2 protein-coding genes are annotated in these 1,950 nt (G+C 72.5%); both read right to left on the bottom strand.

What is annotated here, in order from left to right; genetic code table 11:
* Nucleotides 1-22 precede the first annotated feature (22 nt).
* Nucleotides 23-730: a transposase gene (locus tag VG276_24180; GenBank protein HEV8652397.1), complete on the bottom strand. Its 708-nt coding sequence runs from the start codon at nt 728-730 to the stop codon at nt 23-25.
* Nucleotides 731-738: 8 nt separating this feature from the next.
* On the bottom strand, nt 739-1,800 hold the full coding sequence (locus tag VG276_24175) for a transposase (protein HEV8652396.1): 1,062 nt from the start codon (nt 1,798-1,800) through the stop codon (nt 739-741).
* Nucleotides 1,801-1,950: the final 150 nt, after the last annotated feature.

Below are 1,950 nucleotides of genomic sequence, written 5' to 3'. Positions count from 1 at the left end.
GACCCTGGTGGTTAATTCGGGGCTATGCGGCCAGGGCCAGCTCTAGGCGGGCGAGGTGGCTGGTTCGGCGCCGGTCCAGGGGGTGGCCGTTCCACCAGGCGTCCAGGCGGATGAGGTTGAGGGCGACCGCTGAGTACACGTGTTCGAGATGGGTCTTGGCCAGGCCCTTGTAGCGGGCGTTGCGGGTGCCGGTGACGGCGATGGCCTGATGCATGGTGCCTTCGACGCCGGCGCGGATGGCGCAGCGGGCCTGCCAGTCTGCGGTGGCTTGCTCGGCGCGGCCGGTCTGTAACGTCTCGTGCAGCGGCCGGGGCTTGAGCGTGAGCTGCCGGCCGCCGCGGGCGGCGGTGGTGCACTGACCGCGGACCGGGCAGGGGCCGCAGGTACTCGCGGCGAACTTCACCACGGTCGCCTCGGTGCCCCGCTGGGTGGCCGGGCTCCCAGAGGAGCTGCGCTGTCCTTGCGGGCAGGTGACCTGCTGGTCGTCCCAGTCGATGGTGAACGCCGCGGCGTGCAACCCGGTCCCTGCCCTGGCCTGGCGTGAGGTGTCGGCCAGCATTGGGGAGGTCAACGCGATGCCGTCGTCACAAGCGGCGTCGGCGACCAGCTCGGCCGAGGGGGAGCCGGAGTCGACGTCGTGCGCTGCTGGCAGCAGCCCCCGGCGGTCCAGCGCGTGGTGGGTCGCCTTGGTCATCGCCTGGTCGGGCACGGCCGCGTCGGTGGTCGCCACGTTGGTGATCAGGTTGGGCCGCTGCGGGGACCGTTCGCGCTGGCCGGAGCCCGCCGTGGCCGGCGGGCATGGCTCGGACCGCGCGCCCGCGCCGTCGCCCTGCCTGCTGGTGGTGTCCTCCTCAGCGTCGCAGGTCTCGCTGAGATGACCCTTGTAGCCGTTCCAGAACGTGTCCCGCTTGCCACCCCACCGGGCGTCGGGGTCGTAGGGGAGCGCAGACGAAACCTGCCCGGTGGAAGACCGTCCCGCTCTGCCTCCCGCCGCGCCACCTCCGTCCCGGTCTCGGTGACCGTGCGCGGGTAGTTCTGCAGCAGCACCACCCGGAGCACCCCCACCGCCTCGACCTCGCGCACCCAGCCCGGCGCGTCCGCCCGGTGGCACGCCTCGACCAGCGCGGACCCGTCACGGGCACAGGCCAGGGCCAACTCCGTGCGCTTGGCCTGGGCGGTGGGCAGCCGCCACGAGTCCACCCGGGCGGGGTACCGCCGACTCCACCCGGGCACGTCGACCACCTCGGCCAGCCAGGACGGCGCGCAGGCAGCCAGCGCCTCCAGGCAGGCGCGCACCGACTCACCGGCCAGCTCGAGCCGGTTGCGGCCGCGGACCGCGGCGACCACATGCGTGGAATCGGTGCGCTGCTTCCCGCCCGGGCCCAGCAAGCCCTCCTCGACCAGGCGGTCCAACAGCAGGTCGAGAACCCGCTCCTCCGACCCATGCTCGACCACCCGGGCGCGGAACTCGCTGAGCACGGTGTGACCAAACCCCGGATCGTCCAGGCCCAAACCCAGGGCGTACTGCCACGACAGCCGCTCCCGCACCGCCTCGGCGGCCTGCCGGTCGGTCAGGCCCTCCGCCATCTGCAACACGGTGACCAACGCCAACCGGCCAGGTGACCACCCCGGCCGGCCCCGACCGGCGAACGCCGACTCGAACGCGGCGTCGGGGAACAACGCACCGAACCGGTCACGGACCTGCACCGCAAGCGGCGCCTGCCGCCGGGCGTACTTCGCCCGCACCGCCGCAACGATCACCTCGGCAGGCTTCGGCCACGGCCGCGGCTGCACCGACACCACAACACTCCATCCTGCGGCCCGACGAGGGGGAAGACGAGCGGAAGGCGGCCGCAGGCAGCATGATCTCGCCCACAGCGTTCAAGATCACGGATGTCGCCCAGCGTATCGAGGAGAATTAGCCACCAGGGTCGACACCTGCGCCAAACG

The sequence above is a fragment of the Actinomycetes bacterium genome (assembly GCA_036000965.1).
Taxonomy (GTDB): Bacteria; Actinomycetota; CALGFH01; order CALGFH01; family CALGFH01; genus DASYUT01.
The sequence above is the reverse complement of the archived record's forward strand: the minus strand, read 5'-3'. Positions and strand labels throughout refer to the sequence as shown.